This is a genomic window from Anoxybacillus suryakundensis, assembly GCF_001418025.1.
Lineage (GTDB): Bacteria > Bacillota > Bacilli > Bacillales > Anoxybacillaceae > Anoxybacillus > Anoxybacillus tengchongensis.
The window spans coordinates 1-18,966 of the sequence record NZ_LIOK01000024.1; the positions used below are offsets into that span (position 1 = coordinate 1).

Annotated in this window: 19 protein-coding genes and 1 riboswitch; of the genes, 7 read left to right on the plus strand and 12 right to left on the minus strand. The window is 41.1% G+C overall.

The genetic code is table 11. The features are described 5' to 3' along the window. Window positions 1-410 precede the first annotated feature (410 nt). Window positions 411-499: riboswitch (cyclic di-GMP riboswitch) on the plus strand. A gap of 109 nt (window positions 500-608) precedes the next feature. Beyond that, window positions 609-2,300 (plus strand): methyl-accepting chemotaxis protein, encoded by a 1,692-nt coding sequence (locus tag ASC42_RS12400; protein WP_055441996.1) that lies wholly within the window; start codon window positions 609-611, stop codon window positions 2,298-2,300. 58 nt (window positions 2,301-2,358) lie between these two features. Here the strand turns inward: ASC42_RS12400 and ASC42_RS12405 are convergent, their stop codons facing one another. The 5 genes from ASC42_RS12405 to ASC42_RS12420 form a co-directional block, all read right to left on the minus strand. Next, a complete protein-coding gene (locus tag ASC42_RS12405; RefSeq protein ID WP_055441997.1) occupies window positions 2,359-2,547 on the minus strand; it encodes a YfhD family protein in 189 nt (62 codons plus the stop codon). Between the two features lie 68 nt (window positions 2,548-2,615). Continuing rightward, window positions 2,616-2,744 carry a YfhE family protein gene (locus ASC42_RS13820; RefSeq protein WP_072242748.1) on the minus strand — a complete coding sequence of 43 codons (129 nt, stop codon included), beginning with the start codon at window positions 2,742-2,744 and terminating at the stop codon, window positions 2,616-2,618. 93 nt (window positions 2,745-2,837) lie between these two features. After that, a complete protein-coding gene (locus ASC42_RS12410) occupies window positions 2,838-3,395 on the minus strand; it encodes a GNAT family N-acetyltransferase (RefSeq protein WP_032101047.1) in 558 nt (185 codons plus the stop codon). Between the two features lie 245 nt (window positions 3,396-3,640). Next, the gene (locus ASC42_RS12415; RefSeq protein ID WP_055441998.1) at window positions 3,641-4,768 is read right to left on the minus strand and encodes an amidohydrolase; all 1,128 of its coding nucleotides are present in this window, start codon (window positions 4,766-4,768) and stop codon (window positions 3,641-3,643) included. Between the two features lie 39 nt (window positions 4,769-4,807). Further along, a complete protein-coding gene (locus ASC42_RS12420) occupies window positions 4,808-5,716 on the minus strand; it encodes a TIGR01777 family oxidoreductase (protein ID WP_055441999.1) in 909 nt (302 codons plus the stop codon). 68 nt (window positions 5,717-5,784) lie between these two features. Here ASC42_RS12420 and recX point away from each other — a divergent pair, with 68 nt between their 5' ends. Continuing rightward, window positions 5,785-6,585 carry a recombination regulator RecX gene (gene recX, locus ASC42_RS12425; protein ID WP_055442016.1) on the plus strand — a complete coding sequence of 267 codons (801 nt, stop codon included), beginning with the start codon at window positions 5,785-5,787 and terminating at the stop codon, window positions 6,583-6,585. Between the two features lie 6 nt (window positions 6,586-6,591). On the opposite strand, the gene ASC42_RS12430 is transcribed toward recX, so the two are convergent. Further along, window positions 6,592-7,260, minus strand: a complete 669-nt coding sequence (locus tag ASC42_RS12430; RefSeq protein ID WP_055442000.1) for an SDR family NAD(P)-dependent oxidoreductase — start codon at window positions 7,258-7,260, stop codon at window positions 6,592-6,594. Window positions 7,261-7,417: 157 nt separating this feature from the next. Here ASC42_RS12430 and ASC42_RS12435 point away from each other — a divergent pair, with 157 nt between their 5' ends. Further along, window positions 7,418-9,064, plus strand: coding sequence for an L-lactate permease (locus ASC42_RS12435; RefSeq protein WP_055442001.1), 1,647 nt, complete (start codon window positions 7,418-7,420; stop codon window positions 9,062-9,064). Window positions 9,065-9,116: 52 nt separating this feature from the next. Then, window positions 9,117-9,437: a YfhH family protein gene (locus ASC42_RS12440; RefSeq protein WP_183249096.1), complete on the plus strand. Its 321-nt coding sequence runs from the start codon at window positions 9,117-9,119 to the stop codon at window positions 9,435-9,437. Window positions 9,438-9,462: 25 nt separating this feature from the next. On the opposite strand, the gene ASC42_RS13825 is transcribed toward ASC42_RS12440, so the two are convergent. The 3 genes from ASC42_RS13825 to ASC42_RS12450 all read right to left on the minus strand — a co-directional run bounded on the left by ASC42_RS13825 (window position 9,463) and on the right by ASC42_RS12450 (window position 10,855). After that, window positions 9,463-9,627 carry a YpzG family protein gene (locus tag ASC42_RS13825; RefSeq protein WP_006322047.1) on the minus strand — a complete coding sequence of 55 codons (165 nt, stop codon included), beginning with the start codon at window positions 9,625-9,627 and terminating at the stop codon, window positions 9,463-9,465. A 1-nt stretch (window position 9,628) separates the two neighbouring features. After that, window positions 9,629-9,796 (minus strand): small, acid-soluble spore protein K, encoded by a 168-nt coding sequence (locus ASC42_RS12445; protein WP_055442003.1) that lies wholly within the window; start codon window positions 9,794-9,796, stop codon window positions 9,629-9,631. A gap of 81 nt (window positions 9,797-9,877) precedes the next feature. Next, on the minus strand, window positions 9,878-10,855 hold the full coding sequence (locus ASC42_RS12450) for a metal-dependent hydrolase (protein WP_055442004.1): 978 nt from the start codon (window positions 10,853-10,855) through the stop codon (window positions 9,878-9,880). A 55-nt stretch (window positions 10,856-10,910) separates the two neighbouring features. Here ASC42_RS12450 and mutY point away from each other — a divergent pair, with 55 nt between their 5' ends. Next, window positions 10,911-11,999: an A/G-specific adenine glycosylase gene (gene mutY / locus ASC42_RS12455; RefSeq protein ID WP_055442005.1), complete on the plus strand. Its 1,089-nt coding sequence runs from the start codon at window positions 10,911-10,913 to the stop codon at window positions 11,997-11,999. A 12-nt stretch (window positions 12,000-12,011) separates the two neighbouring features. Here mutY and ASC42_RS12460 read toward each other — a convergent pair whose 3' ends face one another. Continuing rightward, entirely contained in the window at window positions 12,012-12,236 is a 225-nt protein-coding gene (locus tag ASC42_RS12460) for a hypothetical protein (RefSeq protein ID WP_055442006.1), read from the minus strand. A gap of 99 nt (window positions 12,237-12,335) precedes the next feature. On the opposite strand from ASC42_RS12460, the gene ASC42_RS12465 reads away from it, so the two are divergent. Together ASC42_RS12465 and ntdP are read left to right on the plus strand one after the other, a co-directional pair. Then, the gene (locus tag ASC42_RS12465) at window positions 12,336-12,488 is read left to right on the plus strand and encodes a gamma-type small acid-soluble spore protein (protein ID WP_183249149.1); all 153 of its coding nucleotides are present in this window, start codon (window positions 12,336-12,338) and stop codon (window positions 12,486-12,488) included. A gap of 99 nt (window positions 12,489-12,587) precedes the next feature. Then, window positions 12,588-13,118, plus strand: a complete 531-nt coding sequence (gene ntdP / locus ASC42_RS12470) for a nucleoside tri-diphosphate phosphatase (protein ID WP_055442007.1) — start codon at window positions 12,588-12,590, stop codon at window positions 13,116-13,118. A gap of 30 nt (window positions 13,119-13,148) precedes the next feature. Here ntdP and ASC42_RS12475 read toward each other — a convergent pair whose 3' ends face one another. Together ASC42_RS12475 and ASC42_RS12480 are read right to left on the minus strand one after the other, a co-directional pair. After that, entirely contained in the window at window positions 13,149-14,222 is a 1,074-nt protein-coding gene (locus tag ASC42_RS12475; RefSeq protein WP_055442008.1) for an FUSC family protein, read from the minus strand. Between the two features lie 139 nt (window positions 14,223-14,361). After that, window positions 14,362-18,831: a glutamate synthase-related protein gene (locus ASC42_RS12480; RefSeq protein ID WP_055442017.1), complete on the minus strand. Its 4,470-nt coding sequence runs from the start codon at window positions 18,829-18,831 to the stop codon at window positions 14,362-14,364. Between the last annotated feature and the right edge of the window lie 135 nt (window positions 18,832-18,966).

Sequence of the window (18,966 nt, forward strand, 5' to 3'; positions counted from 1 at the left end):
GTTTACTTAGCTCTGATTTCTTACTGTTTACTCATTCTTATTCAACTTGAAATGAAATCGAAACATTCTCTCACCCAGATTTATCGTTGGCTTCGCGTTTTTCTTTGGAAACCAAGTACCGTGTGGGTGGAACGAATTCAACGGGAATGAGTTGAAAAAAGTCGGCGAAGCGCAGTAGCCATGTAACAATAAAACAAATACATTTATTGCCAAATGGATAGTGATCACCTTTAGTTGGTTACTGCCTTGTTTTTCGTTTATCATAAAATATTTTATTCAGAAAATTCTGCATAAAATGTTTTTATTTTTTATGCAACGCTACTGATTGACGATACAAAATGTTGCCCTTTTAGTCACAACTACCCACTTCTTTTTTCATAGTTGTTGTGATAAAATGAAAATGTAAAAAATTGAATAATCGGCAAACTACTCGAAAGGGTAGGGCGCAAAGCTATAGGGGCTACGTCTATGTGTATAGATATGCCAGCCAGTTGCCCTTCTTGTGAAGTATAAGAAGGTTCCATTCTCTGGATACGTTGAACTATAGCTGCCTCTACTTACTTTGTTTGGGCAGCTTTTTTATTTTATTATGACAGGGGGAAAGCATCATGAGTTTAACGGTGAGAAAAAAATTAATTGCGACGTTTCTTTCAGTATTATTGTTATTTTTTGTCGTAAGTATGCTTACATATAATAGGCTAGAGCAAATCGATGAACAGTATTCCAATGCGATGAAAGAAGGATTTGTGCGCATGAATGTTGTTACAAATATGCAAAATGCGGTGTTGCGTGAACAAATTGCCGTACGGGGATATTTAATTAACGGAAAGCCTGAAAGTTTAACCGCATTTGAACAAGCAGCGAGCGAGTTTGCGGATAATCAAGAGAAAATGGCATCATTACAGTTAGAGGCGAAAGCAAAGCAAGCCATTGATCGTTTAGTAAAAGCAGAGCAAGACTATCGTGATATTGCGAAACAGGCGATGGAGTTCAAAAAGCAAGGTCAAATGGATGAAATTTCACGTCTCATGAAAGAGCGAGGAAATGCCATTACGTTAGAAGTAACTGAAGCGGGGGAGCAAGCGCGAGCGGCACAAGGCGAACATTTGCAGAAAATGAGCGAAACGTTATCACAACAAGCAAAAGATATGAAATATATGACGCTTATAACGATGGGCATTGCCTTTTTTGTAAGTATTGCCATTGCGTTATATATTAGCGAAAAAATCGCAAGACCAGTGAAACAAATTTCCGATCATGCTGAAAAAATTGCGCACGGTGATTTGTCAGTTGATGACATTCATGTGACGAACCGAGATGAAATTGGTGATTTGGCGAAGTCGTTTAATCGAATGTCTCACAATTTAAAACAGCTTATTCAACAAGTAAGCGCAGCGACAGAGCATGTGTCTGCTTCGGCACAAGAGCTCATGGCAAGCGCGGAGCAGGCAAGTGCAGCGACAGAAGAAGTAACGACAGCGATTCAAGAAGTAGCCCAAGGAGCAGAAATCCAAGGAAAACATGCAGAAGAAAGCGTGCATGCGATTGGTGAGATGGCGGCAGGAATTGAACGAATGGCTCAAACGGCTACTGTTGTAGCGAACTCTGCGACAGAGACGACGAAACAAGCGGCTGTTGGACAACAATATTTACGAAAAGTCGTTATGCAAATGAATACGATTAACGAATCAACGAATGCAACGAATACCGTCATTAAAGAACTAAACGAAAAATCCACACAAATCGGCAAAATTGTTGACGTCATTGTCGGTATTGCTGAACAAACCAACTTATTGGCGCTTAATGCAGCCATTGAAGCGGCACGTGCTGGAGAGCATGGGAAAGGATTTGCCGTTGTAGCGGATGAGGTGCGTAAATTGGCGGAACAGTCGCGTGAGTCTGCAAATCAAATTGCGCAATTAATTGAAATGATTCAACAAAATACAGGGCATGTCGTCAACATTGTTGAAAAAGGAACAGAAGAAGTGAAACAAGGGACAAAATTGGTAGAAGAAACAGGAACATTTTTTGAGCAAATTTCGCTTTCAATTGAACAGGTAAACGAACAAATTCAAGAACTATCAGCGGTTTCAGAACAAATGTCGGCTGGTGTTCATCAAGTTCATGCTTCTATAGATGAAGTATCATCAATTGCGAAACGATTCGTTGAACGGACAGCTGAAATTTCCGCATCTTCTGAAGAACAGCTAGCATCAAGTGAAGAAGTAACGTCCGCAGCTACATCGTTAGCTGAAATGGCAGAAAAACTACGCGATGCGGTTGCAACGTTTAAAGTTTGAAATACGTATTCATGAGAGAAAGGTGTCCTTAGAACTTTCGGGACACCTTCTCTTTATTTTATGATTTTCTTCTTTTGCTTTGGCGAATACCGGCTGCTTCAGCACGCGCTTGTGCCTCTAAGTCTTCATGATCGGCAAATTCGGCAGAAAACTCGACATCGTGACCGTCTGATTTCATCGCTTTTGGTACTTGTGGCATTTTTGATTTGTTTTTATCGCGCGCTTTTTGACCACGTGAACGTCCCATATGTGTCGCCTCCTTTCTTTCGCTACTAGCATGTGATGAATAGCGAAAAAAATGAATGGACAATGTTGTTAATGGCGAGCATGTTTGTCAGTAAATCCACCTGCTTGATCTGCTCGTTTAAAGTCGCGAGCGTATGTCACTTCTTGTGCGCTAGATAGCGTGCTTTTCGTTTTCTCACGTTTCTTTTTGTCAGTCATATGTATCCCTCGCTTTTGTAAAATGTCACGTTAACATTATGAACAGAAAAATAAAAAATTATCCAAATAAAAAACCTGTTCGCACAGAACAGGTTACGCTTCCTTTAATTGTTGTTCATCATCGACTTTTTGCTGGCGCATCGCATATAGTGTATAGTTGTCCTTAGAAATTTCATATAGGTTATATATGTCTTCACCTTGATTAATTGCTTCCCATAATGGTTTTCTCGTTTCGTTAGCAAGGGTGACGTAAGGAAGTTTTTCGGCAGCTTTTGTGGAGCGGACGTTGACTTTGCGAATGCGCATGAAGATTGTGTTGATGGAACGTTCATAAAACAGTTCGTTAAAGAAGGCGTCTTTAGCAAGTTGGTTGTATCCTTTTCCGTGATACGGCTTTCCAAGCCATGTACCTAAAAAACCTGCGCCATCCTCAATATCAAATAAGTTAATCGTTCCAATTGGATTGCCCCACTCATCTAAAATAGTGCGCGAAATGAGTTCACCGCGTTCTTCCGCTTCAATCGTTTGTTTTGTAATAAATAAAAACTCTTCGTATGAATATGCTTTATGGCGCACGAAAGGGAAGACGTCCGGGTGCACCATAAGTTCATACAACGCTTGGCAATCTTGCAGTTCGCGTTTTTTTAACATCGGATTTCCCTCCATTCACGAGGGCAGTCGACCATAGGGAACGAGCCACCCTCGAAATTTTTTAATTTATGCAAATCAAAAAATTTCGGGGTGGGAATCGAACCCACTAGAACCAGCGTATTGCTGGTGGCGCACCATTTGCCTTCCCTTACTGTCGCATCAGTATATAATTTTGAACGTATATATTTCGTGTATAACCTTTTATATCATACTTGAAACGATGTAAAAAATAAATAGTTTTTTTATTAATTTTTTTTGTATATTATTTCCCCATTTATCATGGTGAGGATAGGGGTAGAAAGATAATGAAAAGGATGATAATTCCAAACGACAATATCAGCATCTTTTCCAATTTCTAAGCTGCCGACACGGTCATCTACTCCTAAGTTACGTGCTGGTAAAATCGTAATGCCTTCGAGCGCTTTTTGTTCATCAAGACCTTCACGTACAGCAATGGCAGCGCAAATGTGCAAATATTGAATTGGCGTGTACGGATGGTCTGTTGTAATGGAGACATGAACGCCGGCATCGGATAAAATTTTATATGTTTTCCAACTTTTGTTTTTTAGCTCCACTTTGGAACGGCGTGTGAGTGTCGGCCCAACGGAGACATGCAAATTTCTACCATGAAGTTCTTCCGCAATGAGATGCCCTTCTGTACAATGTTCAATGCGCAAGTCAAGCCCAAACTCATCTGCTAGACGAATGGCCGATAAAATGTCATCAGCACGGTGGGCATGAACACGAATCGGAATTTCACGATTTAATGCTTGAATGATTGGAATGGTGCGAAAATCGCGTGGACAATCGCTATATTTAGCGTTGTAAAACGTTTCACGGAGCATTCCCATAATGCCCATGCGCGTGAGAGACTCTTTATTCCCTTGGCTATGCATGCGTTTCGGATTTTCACCGAGTGCAATTTTTAAGCCAGCTGGTTGTTGGATGATCATGTTTGCCACATTTTTTCCATGTGTTTTAATGACTGCTGTCGTTCCGCCGATGACGTTCGCACTCCCAGGCATAATGTGAACCGTTGTGATGCCGTGTTCGATCGCATCACGAAAACCAGGATCAAGCGGATATACGCTATCAATAGCACGTACATGCGGAGTCATCGTTTCAATTGTTTCGTTTGCATCGTTACCCGCCCATCCTGTTCCTTCGTCGTATAAACCAAGGTGTGTATGCACGTCGATAAACCCCGGAAAGACGTATTTTCCTGAGACATCGATTACTTCTGTTTCCTCATTTATGGGAAGGTTATAGCCGATTTCTGCAATTTTTCCATTTTCAATACGTACATCTGCTCCTTTCATCGGAGGGGATGTAATTGGATATACTGTACCATATTTGAGCAATATGCTTTTCATGCTAGACTCCTTTATTTCCTTTTTCGAATAGTGTATTCGTCACAATTGTAGTATGTTCGCCAACGCCCGATCAACAGTTGGAAATGAAAAATGATATCCTGCTTGAAGTAATTTTTCTGGGATGACACGCTGTCCTTCCAACACAAGCATGCTCATTTCCCCTAACAATAGTTTGAGAGCGAAGGATGGAACAGGGAGCCAATGTGGGCGATGTAGAACGTTAGCGACTGTTTTTCCGAACTGTTCCATTGTCACAGGGGATGGAGCGGTGACGTTGACCGGACCAGAGATCTTTTCATGACGAATGGCAAAATCGATTGCGCCAATGACGTCGTCTATATGTACCCACGACATCCATTGCTTCCCGCTTCCAATCGTTCCACCGATAAACCATTTGTAAGGAAGAATGATGCGTGGAAGAGCTCCTCCACCCTTTCCTAAAATAATACCAAAGCGCATAAATACAGTGCGCACGCCAAGTGATGCAATACGTTGCCCAGCCTCCTCCCATCGTTTTACTGTTTGTGCTAAAAAGTCTGTTCCCATTATTTCATGACGTTCTGTAAATGTTTCGTTGAGCGATGTACCGTAAATACCGATGGCGCTTGCTTGAATGACAACGTTCGGTTTTTTGTTCATTTTGGCGATCAGATCATAAATCGCGTATGTTGCTTGTAATCGACTTTCCATAATTACTCGCTTTCTTGTTTCATTCCAACGTCCGCTGTTAATCGATTCACCAGCTAAATTGACAACCACATCAATGGCAGGTAGTTGTTCATAAGGGTTAGTGTCCTCCGTTAACCATTGTACATAATGAATATACGGATCGTTCTCCCGTTTTTGTGCATTTCGCGTTAATATATACGTATGATGCCCGTTTTGTGAAAAATATGTCGTTAACGCCTTGCCGACAAACCCAGTACCCCCAGCAATCAAGATATTCATTATTTTCCCTCCTTTCCTTTATTATGCGTTGCTCAAAGAAAAAAAGAAAGAAAAGGTGTGTTTTCATGATGTGGATTGAAAAAATTGAAGTAGATCGAAAAAATGCCGAACGTTTTTACGTTCATTTTGTCGAAGAAGATGGCGGTAAACAAGTGGTGTCTGTTGATCAAGATATACTAATTGAATATCGAATAAAAAAGGGAATGGCAGTAACCGCGGAGCAATGGGCAGAGATGATGAAAAAAGATGACGAAAAACAAGCGTATAAGTTGGCCCTTCGTTTTTTAGCTTATCGCATGCGCTCGAAACGAGAAGTGGTTGATTATTTAGCAAAAAAAGACATAGCTACCCAAACGATTGAACGAGTGATTGTAAAACTACAACATGAGCGATATATAGACGATGAGCAATTTGCACATGCATACGTACAAACACAAATGAATACAACGATGAAAGGTCCTTATGTGATTTATAAAGAGCTAATGGATAAAGGGATAAGTGACGATGTGATCGCAAAAGCGATGGAACGTTATACGGAAGATATGCAACGACATAAAGCGATCAAATGGATTGAAAAAATAAATAAGCAATCGAAAAAACGGTCGCATCAAGAACAAAAATTATATGTTGCGCAATTGTTGCATATGAAAGGTTTTCCTTCGCATATTGTTGAAGTGGCAAAACAACATGTGGCGGCAAATGACGAAGCGGAATGGGAAGCGCTCATGTATCACGGGGAAAAGGCACATCGTCGCTACAAAACATATGACCGTTATACGTATGAACAAAAAATGAAACAAGCATTGTACCGAAAAGGTTTTTCGCTTTCGTTAATTGAAAAATTTTTAGAAAAGAAAAAGGAGGACTAATTCCTCCTATTCCACAATAATTTCTGCTTGTCGTTTATATTCGTTTATAATTGTTTCGGCTACTTGTTTTGGTGAGCGAAGGCGGGAACGGTCTTGAATATGGTTAGAATCGTCCCAAAACGGTGTATTCATACCGCCCATATATACAGCCGTCACAGCGACGTTTGTTTCCGCCAGCTCTTTTACGAGACTTTCGCTAAAACCGCGTACAGCAAATTTACTTGCGACATATACACTTTCGTTTACTTTACCGCGCAAACCGGCTGTTGAAATAATGTTCATGATATTGGCTTCAGGTAACGTTTTAAAATATGGGAGAAACGCTTTTGTCATATATATCGTGCCTTTGACGTTAGTATCAATCATTTCGTGAATATGTTGCTCCGTCATGTGTTCTAGTGGGCCGAAATGGCCAATGCCTGCATTGTTAATAAGCATCGTAATGTTGTATGTATGACAAAGTGCTTCAGCTGTTTGGTGAACCTGTTCATAATTTGTAATATCAAGCGGGAAAGCGACTGCCCTTCCTTTACATGATTGAATTTGTTGTTGAACACATTGCAATGGTTCTTTTCTTCTCCCGACTAAAATGATTTCGTATCCCTTTTGTGCATATAAAAGTGCAAGTTCTTTTCCGAGCCCTGTCCCAGCTCCTGTAATAACGATACTTTCCATGATTTTCATCCTTCCGTATGTGATATATTTACAAAAACAAGGAAAACGTATACATAAACAGTTGTCAAGAAGTAGTCAAATGTCATTGTGAATATATGCACAAATATGTAGTATAATGTCTTATGTCATTATATTACAACAAAGAAAGGGGAACAATATGAGCTTTCTACAAGTGATTACAGCTTCTACACCGGTATTAGCTGTCTTTATTTTTCTTGTTTTACTGCGTCTCCCAGCGGCCAAAGCGATGCCGATTAGTTTTTTAATTACCGTTGTTTTATCGTTATTTGTTTGGAAAATGCCCGGCATTCAAGTAGCAGCTGCCACAATTGAAGGCGTCATTGTAGCAATCTCAATTTTATGGATTATTTTTGGTGCCATTTTATTGTTAAACACGTTGACAAAAAGTGGAGCAATGGATACGATTCGAAGTGGATTTTTAGGTATTACGCGTGATCGCCGTGTGCAAGTTATCATTATTGCATGGTTGTTTGGTGCTTTTATTGAAGGTGCGGCAGGCTTTGGAACGCCTGCAGCGATCGGTGCTCCGCTTCTTGTCGCTTTAGGTTTTCCGCCACTTGCAGCGGTTGTTGTTGCCCTCGTTGCAGATAGTAGCCCTGTTTCGTTTGGAGCTGTCGGCACACCGATTATTGTCGGGGTCGATCAAGGGCTTCGGGAAGGAAACTCTGTTGCCGAACGAGTGCAACATGTTATCGGCACAGCGGATTTATCATCATTTCTTCAAACATTAGCTAAACAAGCGGTGTCGTTTGATATTATTATCGGTACGTTTATCCCGCTTATTTTAGTGCTTATTTTAACGCGCTTTTTTGGTGAAAATCGTTCGTGGAAAGAAGGATTAGAAATTTGGAAATTTGCCTTATTTGCAGGGCTTAGTTTTACCGTTCCTGCGTTTCTCGTTGCTTCTTTTCTTGGACCAGAGTTTCCATCGATGATCGGTGGATTAATCGGTTTAGCGATCGTCGTTCCAGCGGCGAAAAAAGGATTTTTATTACCGAAAGAGCCATGGGATTTTAAGAAAACAGATGTACATGAACAAGTAACGAACGTGCAAAAAAGTGACATGCCGCTTTTACTTGCATGGATGCCGTATATTTTAGTTGCGCTTATTTTAGTGTTAACTCGCCTTCAAAATTTACCGTTAAAAACATGGCTTCGTTCGGTAAAACTACAGTTTAACAACATTTTAGGAACGAACATTAGCACATCGATTGAGCCGTTATATTTACCGGGAACGATTTTTCTTGTCGTCATCTTCATTACAGTGTTTATGCATAAAATGAAGCGCGAAGATGTTGTGACAACAATAAAAGAATCAGCATATACGCTCATCGGTAGCGCCATTGCGCTCGGAACGGCGGTGCCGATGGTTCGAATTTTCATTAACTCCGGTATAAATGACGCCGGGCTGGCAAGTATGCCGATTGAGCTAGCATCGATGGTCGCAGGGGCGGTTGGTGCGGCTTGGCCGTTAGTTGCTCCTTTAATTGGGGCGCTCGGTTCATTTATTTCAGGTAGTGCAACGTTTAGTAACATGATGTTTTCATTATTTCAATTTAGCATTGCTGATCAAATTCAAGTGCCTCATCATATCGTTATCGCTGGACAAATGTTAGGGGCGAATGCGGGGAATATGGTTTGTGTACTAAACGTTGTTGCTGCCGCTTCCGTCGTCGGTTTAGCTGGAAAAGAAGGGACAATTATTCGTATGACGCTCATTCCGATGCTTTATTACGTATTGATGACGGGAATTTTTAGCCTTATTTTGATCTATGTATTTTAGCTTCACTTATGGTACGATGAACATGAAGCTGTCATAAAGTGGAGTGAGAAGAATGGAACAAAAACGGTATAGTGAAATGAGCGAATGGGAATTAAAACAAGAGATCGCCACGTTGACGGAAAAAGCCCGAAAAGCAGAACAAATGGGAATGGTGAACGAATATGCAGTATATGAACGGAAAATTGCGATGGCGAAAGCGTATTTGTTAAATCCAAATGATTTTCAACCGGGAGAATTTTACGAAATTGAAGGGGATCCACAGTCGTTATTTAAACTTCAATATATGAATGGTGTGTTCGCATGGGGCTATCGTTTAAACGATCCAAACATAGAAGTCGCGCTACCGATTTCGTTGTTAAAGAAAAGAGGTTGACACGCTTGTCAACCTCTTTTTCATTTTAAATTTTCCGTTTGCTTACTTCAGAATGTAAAATCATTAAACTTTGCGATTGTTGTGTTTCACCGTTTACTTGCGCATGGGCGTGTTTCGGGTTTGCCCATGGTTGTGGAAAAGGATCGGAATAACGGTTATCATAAAATTTTTTACGCCAATGTTTACCCATTTTATTCCTCCTTGATGTCGCCCCGTTGACTTGATGCGTGCATTCGTTCTTGAGGGTGCGTATTAATTGTGCCGTTCGCACGTTTCGATGCGTATTCCGCTTTTGCGCGTGGCTCGCCTTCTAATTTTTCGTTGTTTTGGTTCGGAAAGCCGCGTTCTTTATTGCTCAATGTTAGTCCCCCCAGACGTTCATTTCGTGCTTTCAAAGCACACGTATAGTATTTGTCGAGAGGGATGACTTTACGCCTACTTTAGCTTGGAATAAGTTCTAGTTTTTTGCGCAATTTTTTCTCACTAAAAATCCAGCCTGTATATGAACTAACGATATTAAGGTTACGATCAAGTTGTACGACCGCAACAAAAGGATAATAATCTTTGCTTCGATATCGTAAGTCAATGAAACGCACTTCATAATGATCGTCATATTCATGAATTTCCCAACGATATACGGGCGAGAATGACAAAAAGGCAGCTAAATTTTCATCTTGTTTCGCTTTTTCAATGACCGAGATGTTTGGAACGGGACATTTTTCGAAAACGTCAAGTACATCGATTGCTCCGCTTTGTGCTCGCGCCACGTAAAAATGGGTCGATGTCGTGACAGCCAAATGCCATTCGTTCCATTTTATTGTCGGTACGGTAATGATTTGTTCGACATCCGAGAACATTTGTTTTAATTTTTGTTTTATCGCTTGTTGTTGACGATAGCGAATGATATAGTAACCAATGAGCACGATGTAAACTGAAAGAAACGTATATCCTGCATGGTGTCCGCTCAGCCATAATACAACACCAGCGACATGGATAATAAAAATAAATGGATCGAATGTGTTAATGATGCCGAGGGCAATCCATTTCTTTGAGAAAGGACGTAACGCTTGCGTACCATACGAATTAAAAATGTCAACAAATACATGTACACTAACGGCAATCCATGTCCAAAGTGCCACGTGAAAAAAGGACGTGTCATACACATAAAAAAGAACGACGCTAATGAGCAACGTCCAAACAAACAAAGCAGGAATAGAGTGAGTGATGCCACGATGGTTGCGAATATATTTGGCGTTATTTTTTAATTTTAAAATCGTGTCGATATCAGGTGCTTGCGAGCCAACGAGCGTGCCGATGAGCACAGCGTGAGCAAGTGTCGGATCATGAGCGATTGTTGGATCTAACGTGGCTAATCCACCTAATGCAAACCCCATTAAAACGTGTGTACCAGTATCCAAATAAAAGGCCTCCTTTTTCCGATTGAACTTACTTTTAGTTTACCACCTTGGAGGAATGAACGTGAAAGAAAATTTACAACAAATATTGGCACATTTTCATATTGAGTTATTTCAGCACGATTTAATTCAGTGGTTTCAAGCGGAGAAACGTGATTTACCGTGGCGTAAAGAAAAAGATCCATACAAAATATGGGTATCAGAAGTCATGCTGCAACAAACGCGTGTCGATACGGTCATCCCTTACTTTTATCAATTTATTGAAAAGTTCCCGACTTTAGACGCGTTAGCTGACGCAGAGGAAGAAGAAGTGTTAAAGGTGTGGGAAGGGCTCGGATATTACTCCCGTATTCGCCATTTACATGCAGCAGTAAAAGAAGTAAAAGAAAAGTACGATGGATGTGTGCCAGCGTCTAAGGAACAATTTTCTTCATTGAAGGGCGTCGGACCATATACAACCGGGGCGGTGTTAAGCATTGCTTACGATATTCCTGAGCCTGCGGTAGATGGAAATGTGATGCGAGTATTATCGCGTATTTTTTATATTACAGACGACATTGCGAAAGGGAGTACAAGAAAAAAGTTTGAACAAATTGTATCCCATATTATTGCACATGACAATCCGTCTGACTTTAATCAAGCGTTAATGGAACTTGGCGCACTTATTTGTACGCCGAAAAATCCAAGTTGTTTATTATGTCCCGTTCAACGCCACTGCCGCGCGTTTGCAGAAGGGGTAGAAAAACAGCTACCGATAAAAACGAAAGCGAAAGCGCCAAAGCACGTGGCCTTTCGTGCTGTCGTACTTGTTAACGAAGAAGGGCGTATACTAATTGAAAAGCGATCAAGTAGCGGATTGCTTGCGAATCTCTGGCAATTTCCAAATGACGAACATGCTCCGACATTGAATGAACAGGAATTTATAAAAGAAATAAGTGAACGATACCATGTTTTCATCCGCTCGATGGAACGAATCGATACATTTGAGCATGTATTTTCTCATATCGTTTGGCATATTGAAGCATATAAAGCAAGGGCACTTCAATTGCAAATCGATGAGAAAACGACCAGATGGGTAACAGCTGATGAACTAAAACAATATGCTTTTCCAGTCATATATCAAAAAATATGGCAAGCATATGAGTAAAGGCGTTTGCCTTTACTCATAAAATACGCGTGTTCCATTTGTATATGTTGCTTCGCTTCGCTGGAAACCGCCTCTTGCTTCAATTTCTTCAATAATTTCACGATGCATCGTTTGTCCTTCTGCATTTAAATATGGCGTTACTTGTTGAAGGGCATGATGAAAAAACGCTAACTCGCTATCTTTCCACTCCTGTTTTGAAATCATTTGCAAAGCTGCTAAATCGCGGCCAATATACATTATTCTCACCTCTTTATGTAGTGTAGGGAGCAAAACAAAAATTATTCATATGGATATTTTTTGAGCGAATGATACAAAGTAATAAGCGTGGAGGTGAGTATCGTGAAACCAAACAAAACAGCAGCAGGGACAAACATTCAACATGTTAAACAACAAAATGCTGGCCAGTATGGAACAGAGTTTTCAACTGAAACAGATGTTCAACACGTTAAACAACAAAACGCAAAATCAGAAGCAAAGAAAAATCAATAACGCGCAAAGGGCATCGGTTTTCGTCCGATGCTCTTTTTCTTCCTCGCTTATTAACGTTATAATAGAGGAAAAAGCGTCGAATGAAAGTAGGGAATATGTATGGATTATCCACAGACAGGGGCGATCATTCAAATTCATAGTTATAAACATGATGGTCATATCCATCGTGCATGGAAAGAAACAGTCGTTTTAAAAGGAAGCGAAGATGAAGTGATCGGTGGCAACGATCGTACACTTGTGACAGAATCAGATGGGAGAACGTGGGTGACGCGTGAGCCGGCCATTTGTTTTTTTTATGCAGAACATTGGTTTAACATTATTGCCATGATTCGTCCAGAAGGTGTGTATTACTATTGCAATATGAGCTCGCCTTACGTTTGGGATGGGGAAGCGCTGAAATATATTGATTATGATTTAGACATTAAAGTATTTCCGAACGGTCAATATGAAATATTAGATCGTGATGAATATGAACGACATCGCAAACAAATGGGCTACCCTGAAATTATTGATAAAATTTTAAAAAATAATATTCAAAAATTAGTTCAATGGATTACAGAAAAAAAGGGACCGTTTGCTCCCGAAGTGGTCGAACATTGGTATAAAAAGTTTATTATGTATGGAAAGTGAAAAAGATGTCCCCGTGTGTCGGGACATCTTTTATTCTTGTTCAGGAGTAGGGACGACATGTTCTTCTTTATGGTAATGGTGAAAGCTCTCGATGAGCGTGTCCAAATGTTCGAGTTGGTGACTATATTCAATAATTGCTCCGATAAGTGGAAAAAGTTGATAATTTTCTTGTTGAACACTTTGTTCGGCGTAATGGTTTAGAAACGAGTGAATTAATCCTTTTTTTCCAGAACACGCTTCTGTCGCAAATTGTGACTGTGGATCAGATTTTGCTTTTCCAATGAACTTCAGCAATATTTGATCATGGTAGTTTAATAAACAGTCGAGTTCGTTTTTTATGGCATCTTGAAGTTCCGGAGATGTATGTGCCAACTCATTTTCTAAACGATGCAGCAACTTTAACGTTTCTAGGGCGCGATTTGTTGCGACAATCATTTGGCGATACAATACGAGTTTACGCGATTTACTATATTTATGTTTACGAAAATACGTCCGTTCTTCTTTATAAAGTAAATAAAGTTGATCAAGTTTCATCATATTTTCTTTTAATTTTTCAATGTCTTCTTTCAGTGAATGATGCTCAGAGGCATGTCGAACATTCATGCGAATCCATTTCAAAATGTGTTCCGTATATTCAACAATTTTTGTATATAGCTTTTTTTCATATTTTGGTGGAAGGAACACTAAATTCACGACAAACGCTGCAAGTACGCCTAGCATAATGGTCGAGAAGCGAATAAGTGCAAATTCAATAAAATGCTGTTCTGTATATTCCATAATGGCAATAACCGTCACAAGTGCGACAGAAATAGAAGATTCTAAACGAAGACGAAGAAACAACGCAATAACTAAAATAGCAGTTAACCCGATAATAAACGGATCGTGTCCGAAAATAAGTGTAAAAACGATCGCGAAAATCGCACCGATGACGTTAGCTTGTATTTGCTCAATTAAAGATAAATATGAACGGTAAATCGTCGGCTGCATCGCAAATACAGCCGAAATGCCAGCAAATACAGGAGAAGGCAATTGAAGTAATTTCGCTAAAACTAATGCAAACGTAATCGCAATCCCGGTTTTAAAGACGCGGGCTCCAAGTCTCATCGTCGCTCAAATTCCTTTCCTTTTTATCATCTTGTGAGAACAACAAACAAATATACATGTTTTTCGTCAGTATATCAAGAAAAAAGGAAAAAAATTAAAAGAACTGCCCCATTTTATTGTTGAGGCAGTTCTTTTATGTTTATTCCGTTGACACAGACGGATCAGCTTGTTCTTTTTTCGGAATGACTTGGAAAAAGTGTTGCTCTGGTTGTTGCAACAACGGTTGAAGTGTTGCTGCTTCATCGTGCTGTTCATGTTCGATAAGCAAATCAATATATGTGCTAAGTAGTTCTTTGACGTCCGCTTTTCCTTTTTCGTTCAGCGATTGAATCGTGACATTTGCTCCTTTAGCGATTCGACGTTCAAGCGCCGCTTTTGTTAAGCCCATTTCTGGTTGATGACGCAAATAAACGACACCACCTGTCATTCCTGCGCAAATCCATGGACCTGGGTCGCCGAGAACGAGCCCGCGTCCGTTTGTCATATATTCAAAGGCAAACCCTTTAATGTTTGCGTTGACACCGATATTACCATGTTCCATTTCAGGAATTGGTTTTGTCACTTGACCACCAATAATCATATCAGCTCCTGACAAGCGAATGCCTGCGCGCGCATCGGCATTTCCTTGCACGACTAATAGTCCTTTTTGCGCTCCGTAGCCAAACCCTTTTCCGACCGATCCGTTGTAAAATCTGCCGTCTTTTCCTTTTGATTTAAAGACGAAGATACCGCCACCAAATGATGTTTTCCCAACGCCATCTTGTGCTCCACCATCGACGTGGATATGAATGCCGGTGACGTTATACGCACCAAGCCCATTGCCAGGTACCGAGCCATCTTTATAACGCAGAGAAATATTCGGAAGTTTTTTATACGATCCATCTAATCGCCCGCGCACGCGATGACATGCAACACGGCTACCGAGCACACGCTGTTCAGCAGTGACAGTTGAAAATTCACGTGAACGGTGCAAGTCTTCAACGTGGTAATCTAAATATTCAGCACCAGCAGCAACAGCGAGTTTTCCTTCTTCCGATGTCGCAGCTACTTCTTTTTGGTACCATTGGCCGATGTCTAACGGTTTTAATAACGTCGTTAAATCGAGGCGATCTCGGCCACGTGTTTGTTCAAGCAGATCGGAGCGACCAACAAGTTGTTGCAAGTTTGTATAACCGAGCGATGCAGTGAGCGCTTTAAGTTCCTCACCGAATGCTGTAAAGAAACGAACTAAGTTTTGTACTGCTTGCTCGAATTGTCTTGGAACGAAGCGACGCAAACCGTGTTCTTTTGCTTGTGCTTCCGATTCAATTTGCGTAGCGATCCCGACATGGCACGTATCTAAATGACAACCGCGACATGTCGTACAACCGATTGCGATCATCGCTAACGTTCCAAAGCCGACGCGATTGGCACCGAGTAGCATTACTTTTATAACATCCATCGCGCTCTTTATACCGCCGTCTGCCCAAATTTCTACTTGATGACGCAATCCTGCTTCTAAGAGGGCGTTATGCGCCGCTTTGACGCCAATCTCTACAGGTAAGCCGACGTGTTGAATAGCATGGATGCGTGCTGCTCCCGTGCCACCATCGAAGCCACTTAGTGTAATAATGTCAGCGCCAGCTTTTGCGATGCCGACAGCGATCGTTCCGATATTAGGGACGACAGGTACTTTTACCGCCACTTTTGCTTGGTCGTTTGCTGTTTTTAGTTCTGCAATCATTTGGGCTAAGTCTTCAATCGAATAAATATCATGGTTGTTTGACGGTGAAATTAAATCAGATCCGATCGTTGCGTTGCGTGCTTCAGCAATTTTCGCTGTTACTTTGGAGCCAGGTAAATGACCGCCTTCACCTGGTTTTGCGCCTTGCCCGATTTTTATTTCAAGTAAATTCGATGAATTAAGTAGTTCAGCGTTGACGCCAAATCGTCCAGAAGCGACTTGTTGGCCGCGCGTGCGCGGATATTTGCCGAGCATATCTTTAATTTCGCCGCCTTCGCCGTTTAAACTAATCATATTGAGACGGTTGGCTGCTTCGGCATAAGCACGAAACGCAATTTCGTTTTGTGATCCGAATGACATCGAAGCGATGACAAACGGCAAGCTATGTTCACCGACCGAAATGTCGACATGTTCTTTTTTCACTGGCACGTTTGCTTGTTTTAAGTCGGTTAAATGGCGAATAGCCGTCGGTGTTTCAGTTTCAATTTCTGTTAATTTTTCGCGGTATTGATCGTATGAGCCTGTTTGCGCCACTTCGCCAATCGCTTTCCAAATGCGTGGGAATACGTGAAACGTTTTTCGTAACTTTGCTTGTTCAGTTTCAAAATCTTTTGCTCGTGCGAGCGCATCTTGCTTTAATGCCTCGAAATCTTGGGCAAGAGAATCCGAACCAAAAAAGTTCACGATATTTAATACAGCTGCGACTTCTTCATGCAATCCGATAGACGAAAATAGACGGCTATATCCGCGCAACTCGTGAATACCGATCGTTGAAATGACTTTTTCGAGCCCTTTATTTAACGCTTGGAACAAATGAATGGCTGGTCGAGTTGACGAATCAGCAACTGTCGCAAACATCAAATACGGGCTAATGACGTTTGCACCAAGTCCGTAAGTAACGATGAAATCATGCAATGAACGAATCGCTCCGGAACGAAGAAGAAGCGAACAATTTCTTCGTAAGTTTGTTTTTGTCAATGCTTGATCAATGGCCGATACGGCAAGGAGTGGATCAATCCATAAATGTCCGCTTTGATGCGCTGTCGCATCGTCAATGATGAGTAACGTTTTTCCATTTTCAACAGCTTCACATGCCTCTTCGCTTAAACGATGAAGCGCCGTTGAAATCGTTTCATGTTCAGAAAAAGTCGCTGATATAAAGTACGTTAGTTGCTTTTCTTCAAATGCATGAACGAGCTGATCGTATGATGGCTGTTGCAACGTTTCTGCACATTCGTTTCCAAGTTTTCCTTCGATTAAAATCGGTGAAAGAAGCTCAACGGTGTACGGATGTTCTTCGTTTGAGACGATACTTGGTCTTTTTCCGACGACAACGCGAGTAGAAAAATGTTCTGTTTCGCGGTCGCGGTCAATGGCCGGGTTTGTAACAACCGCAACACTTTCTTTAATGAAATCAGCAATATTTTTTCGTTCAGGGTCAATCGCTGCCAGCGGAGCATCGTGACCAAGTGAGCGAATAGGCTCTGCCCCTTTTTCTGCCATTTGTTCAAGCAATTGAATATGTTCGCGATCCCAACCGAATGCAGCGTATTGCCCGTTGTGCACTTTTGGTGGTTGAGCAACGAGCACATATGGTTTTAGTGAAGGTGTTTGTAAACGATGACGCATATTCTCGATGTTTAAACGATTTCGAATACGATTGTATACTTCTTGCTGATAGTGTGCGTATTCGTAAATACGAATCGTTCCGTCCGCTTGCCATTTTAAGCCGATTTTCTCTCCAGGTGCGAGCGGTTTTGGTTCTCCTGTATATTCGCAAGCTGGAATAATCCCTGGTTCAGAAGCAAATACGTAACGGTGTTCTGTTTCGATTTTCCAAAGCGGACGTAATCCAAGTGCATCGACGCTAAACACCGCTTCATCCGCATGACGTGAAATAATGCCTGCCGGTCCTTGGGCAAAATGTCCCCAAGCTTCGCGAATGTAAGTATATAAATCTTGTAAATGGGCTGGATAATGCTTGATTTCGTTTACAATTGGCGGGAATAAAAAGTCCATCGCTTCAAATAACGTATAGCCGTCCCGATAAATAAGCGTTTCCATCGTCCGACTTAAGTCTTGTGAATCGCTTCCGCCGTTTGTGAGCGGAACGCCAATCATTGTTGCTTCTTCACGTAGTTTAGCTATTGTGTTAATTTCACCGTTATGGCCGAGGACGCTAAACGGTTGCACACGGAAAAAGTTTGACAGCGTATTCGTTGAATAGCGATTATGACCAAGCGTCATCGTTGATGCAACGAGAGGGCTTGATAAGTCGTGATAGTATTTTGGTAAAATATCTCCAGCCCCCATTACTTTATAAATAGCATGGTGATTGCTTAACGAAGCGACATGAATATGCTCGTCTTTTTCTATTTCAACAGTTAATTCAAATAACGTTTTAGATAATGTTCCTTTTTGATTTGGTAAAAGAGCAACTTGCCAAAATACTGGTTCTTCACGTAAAGCAATTGGCCCGAGCGCTGAGGAAGATGTAACGCGGTCAGATTCAAAAATGAGCGTCAATTGGAACTGAGCAAACAGTTGACGCATACGTGCTTGTTTCTCTTCCACATTCGTTGTTCGTGTAATAAATATATGACCAACGATAAAATCGTCGCGATCGACGAGCTGAGGATTAAGTTGGGCAACAGCAAATTTTTCTTTCCAAAGCGCCTTTGGAATGTCAATATGAATGCCGACGCCATCTCCTTCTCCATTGATGAATCCAGCGCGATGATTCATTGTGACGAGGGCGTTAATACACGTTGTAATGTTTTCTCTTGTCGGAATGCGTCGTTTTTCAACCGCAGCGACAATTCCACACGCATCGTGTTCATGTTCATCAAAGTGTTGAAATGAAGTTGGATTCCATTGTTGTTTCATAGCATGCGGCTTGCAAGCGACTATCGTTCGCTTCGCGCCTTCGCCACCTCCCACACAAAACTTTTTTAAGAAATAAAATTTTCTGAATTTTATAGTCTATATTAGCATGTTTGCAGAAGAAAATCAATTATTTAT